General features: G+C 48.4%; 3 protein-coding genes and 3 pseudogenes. 5 read left to right on the top strand and 1 reads right to left on the bottom strand.

What is annotated here, in order from left to right; translation table 11 throughout:
- Positions 1–280: pseudogene (locus tag BGK49_RS11045) on the bottom strand (IS1-like element transposase); the annotation flags it as partial.
- 55 nt (positions 281–335) lie between these two features.
- Here BGK49_RS11045 and BGK49_RS31030 point away from each other — a divergent pair.
- The 5 genes and pseudogenes from BGK49_RS31030 to BGK49_RS26490 form a co-directional block, all read left to right on the top strand.
- Positions 336–410, top strand: a pseudogene (locus BGK49_RS31030) (hypothetical protein); the annotation flags it as partial.
- Positions 411–421: 11 nt separating this feature from the next.
- Positions 422–1288, top strand: a complete 867-nt coding sequence (ydiB, locus tag BGK49_RS11040; RefSeq protein ID WP_000383469.1) for a quinate/shikimate dehydrogenase — start codon at positions 422–424, stop codon at positions 1286–1288.
- A gap of 31 nt (positions 1289–1319) precedes the next feature.
- A complete protein-coding gene (aroD, locus tag BGK49_RS11035) occupies positions 1320–2078 on the top strand; it encodes a type I 3-dehydroquinate dehydratase (protein WP_005031283.1) in 759 nt (252 codons plus the stop codon).
- A 145-nt stretch (positions 2079–2223) separates the two neighbouring features.
- Positions 2224–3204 (top strand): annotated as a pseudogene (locus BGK49_RS11030) (CoA-transferase); the annotation flags it as partial.
- Positions 3205–3253: 49 nt separating this feature from the next.
- Positions 3254–3400 (top strand): IS1 family transposase (locus tag BGK49_RS26490; RefSeq protein WP_001393286.1); only part of this gene is annotated, 147 nt, incomplete at its 3' end.

The raw sequence follows: 3400 nt of genomic DNA, 5'->3' as shown, positions 1-3400 counted from the left end.
GAGGTTACCGACTGCGGCCTGAGTTTTTTAAGTGACGTAAAATCGTGTTGAGGCTAACGCCCATAATGCGTGCAGTTGCCCGGCATCCAACGCCATTCATGGCCATATCAATAATTTTCTGGTGCGTACCGGGTTGAGAAGCGGTGTAAGTGAACTGCAGTTGCCATGTTTTACGGCAGTGAGAGCAGAGATAGCGCTGATGTCCGGCAGTGCTTTTGCCGTTACGCACCACCCCGTCAGTAGCTGAACAGGAGGGACAGCTGATAGAAACAGAAGCCACTGGAGCACCTCAAAAACACCATCATACACTAAATCAGTAAGTTGGCAGCATCACCATTCCTGAGAATGATGTGCGGTTTGGCGAGCGTAAATTTAGCACCCGGTTAAACACAATTAAGCATAGAGGTTAAAGGAGTTAATTATGGATGTTACCGCAAAATACGAATTGATTGGGCTGATGGCCTATCCTATCCGCCACAGTTTATCGCCTGAAATGCAGAATAAAGCCTTAGAAAAAGCGGGATTGCCATTTACCTATATGGCCTTTGAAGTGGATAACGATAGTTTTCCCGGAGCAATTGAAGGATTAAAAGCTCTAAAAATGCGCGGAACTGGTGTATCAATGCCGAACAAACAACTGGCTTGTGAATATGTTGATGAATTAACGCCAGCAGCCAAACTGGTGGGTGCCATCAACACCATCGTTAATGATGATGGCTACCTGCGCGGCTATAACACCGACGGCACGGGCCATATTCGCGCCATTAAAGAGAGCGGTTTTGATATCAAAGGCAAAACAATGGTGCTGTTAGGGGCCGGAGGTGCCTCAACGGCGATTGGCGCGCAGGGGGCAATTGAAGGTTTAAAAGAAATTAAACTCTTTAACCGTCGGGATGAGTTCTTCGATAAAGCCCTCGCCTTCGCGCAGCGGGTTAACGAAAACACCGATTGTGTCGTCACGGTTACCGATCTCGCCGATCAGCAAGCCTTTGCTGAAGCCCTAGCTTCCGCCGACATTTTAACCAATGGCACAAAAGTGGGTATGAAACCCCTTGAGAATGAATCATTAGTTAATGATATCAGTCTGTTACATCCGGGACTTCTGGTCACTGAATGCGTGTATAACCCGCATATGACGAAGTTATTGCAGCAGGCGCAACAAGCTGGTTGCAAAACGATTGATGGATACGGCATGTTGTTGTGGCAAGGGGCTGAACAGTTCACGTTATGGACTGGCAAAGATTTCCCTCTGGAATATGTTAAACAGGTCATGGGGTTCGGTGCCTGACAGGCTGACCGCGTGCAGAAAGGGTAAAAAAATGAAAACCGTAACTGTAAAAGATCTCGTCATTGGTACGGGCGCACCTAAAATCATCGTCTCGCTGATGGCGAAAGATATCGCCCGCGTGAAATCCGAAGCTCTCGCCTATCGTGAAGCGGACTTTGATATTCTGGAATGGCGTGTGGACCACTTTGCCGACCTCTCCAATGTGGAGTCTGTCATGGCGGCGGCAAAAATTCTCCGCGAAACCATGCCAGAAAAACCGCTGCTGTTTACCTTCCGCAGTGCCAAAGAAGGCGGCGAGCAGGCGATTTCCACCGAGGCTTATATTGCTCTCAATCGTGCAGCCATCGACAGCGGCCTGGTTGATATGATAGATCTGGAGTTATTTACCGGCGATGATCAGGTTAAAGAAACCGTCGCCTGCGCCCACGCGCATGATGTGAAAGTTGTCATGTCCAACCATGACTTCCATAAAACGCCGGAAGCCGAAGAAATCATTGCCCGTCTGCGCAAAATGCAGTCCTTCGACGCCGATATTCCTAAGATTGCGCTGATGCCGCAAAGTACCAGCGATGTGCTGACGTTGCTTGCCGCGACCCTGGAGATGCAGGAGCAGTATGCCGATCGTCCAATCATCACAATGTCAATGGCAAAAACTGGCGTAATTTCTCGTCTGGCTGGTGAAGTATTTGGCTCGGCGGCAACTTTTGGTGCGGTAAAAAAAGCCTCTGCGCTAGGGCAAATCTCGGTAAATGATTTACGCACAGTATTAACTATTTTACATCAGGCATAAGCAATAATATTTCGGCGGGAATATCCTCCCCCGCCGAACTAAAAAAAATATATTCAACCGTATTTAATAAAAATATTTCGTGAGTCTCTGTGCGCTAAATATCCATCTGGCGTAGGGAAAATCACACCTGAATCAGGAATTAACAATGAAACCTGTAAAACCACCTCGTATTAATGGACGAGTGCCGGTCCTGTCGGCACAGGAAGCGGTGAATTATATTCCCGACGAAGCAACACTTTGTGTGTTAGGCGCTGGCGGCGGTATTCTGGAAGCCACGACGTTAATTACTGCTCTTGCTGATAAATATAAACAGACTCAAACGCCACGTAATTTATTGATTATTAGTCCAACAGGGCTTGGCAATCGCGCCGAGCGTGGTATTAGTCCGCTGGCGCAAGAAGGTCTGGTGAAATGGGCATTATGTGGTCACTGGGGACAATCGCCGCGTATTTCTGAACTCGCAGAACAAAATAAAATTATTGCTTATAACTATCCACAAGGTGTACTTACACAAACCTTACGCGCCGCCGCAGCCCACCAGCCTGGTATTATTAGTGATATTGGCATCGGGACATTTGTCGATCCACGCCAGCAAGGCGGCAAACTGAATGAAGTCACGAAAGAAGACCTGATTAAACTGGTCGAGTTTGATAACAAAGAATATCTCTATTACAAAGCGATTGCGCCAGATATCGCCTTCATTCGCGCTACCACCTGCGACAGTGAAGGCTACGCCACTTTTGAAGATGAGGTGATGTATCTCGACGCATTGGTTATTGCCCAGGCGGTGCACAATAACGGCGGTATTGTGATGATGCAGGTGCAGAAAATGGTTAAGAAAGCCACGCTGCATCCTAAATCTGTCCGTATTCCGGGTTATCTGGTGGATATTGTGGTGGTCGATCCGGATCAAAGCCAACTGTATGGCGGTGCGCCGGTTAACCGCTTTATTTCTGGTGACTTCACCCTTGATGACAGCACCAAACTTAGCCTGCCCCTAAACCAACGTAAATTAGTTGCGAGGCGTGCATTATTCGAAATGCGTAAAGGCGCGGTGGGGAATGTCGGCGTCGGTATTGCTGACGGTATTGGCCTGGTCGCCCGGGAAGAAGGTTGTGCTGGTGATGCTGCCAACTTACTGATTTAGTGTATGATGGTGTTTTTGAGGTGCTCCAGTGGCTTCTGTTTCTATCAGCTGTCCCTCCTGTTCAGCTACTGACGGGGTGGTGCGTAACGGCAAAAGCACTGCCGGACATCAGCGCTATCTCTGCTCTCACTGCCGTAAAACATGGCAACTGCAGTTCACTTACACCGCTTCTCAA

The organism is Shigella sp. FC1544 (assembly GCF_001722145.1).
Classification (GTDB): domain Bacteria; phylum Pseudomonadota; class Gammaproteobacteria; order Enterobacterales; family Enterobacteriaceae; genus Escherichia; species Escherichia coli.
This window is presented reverse-complemented; position numbering and strand designations above follow the sequence as displayed.

Excerpts from the sequence above, each read along its gene's own strand:
- ydiB (WP_000383469.1), top strand. The coding sequence starts at position 422 with ATGGATGTTACCGCAAAATACGAATTGATTGGGCTGATGGCCTATCCT.
- aroD (WP_005031283.1), top strand. The coding sequence starts at position 1,320 with ATGAAAACCGTAACTGTAAAAGATCTCGTCATTGGTACGGGCGCACCT.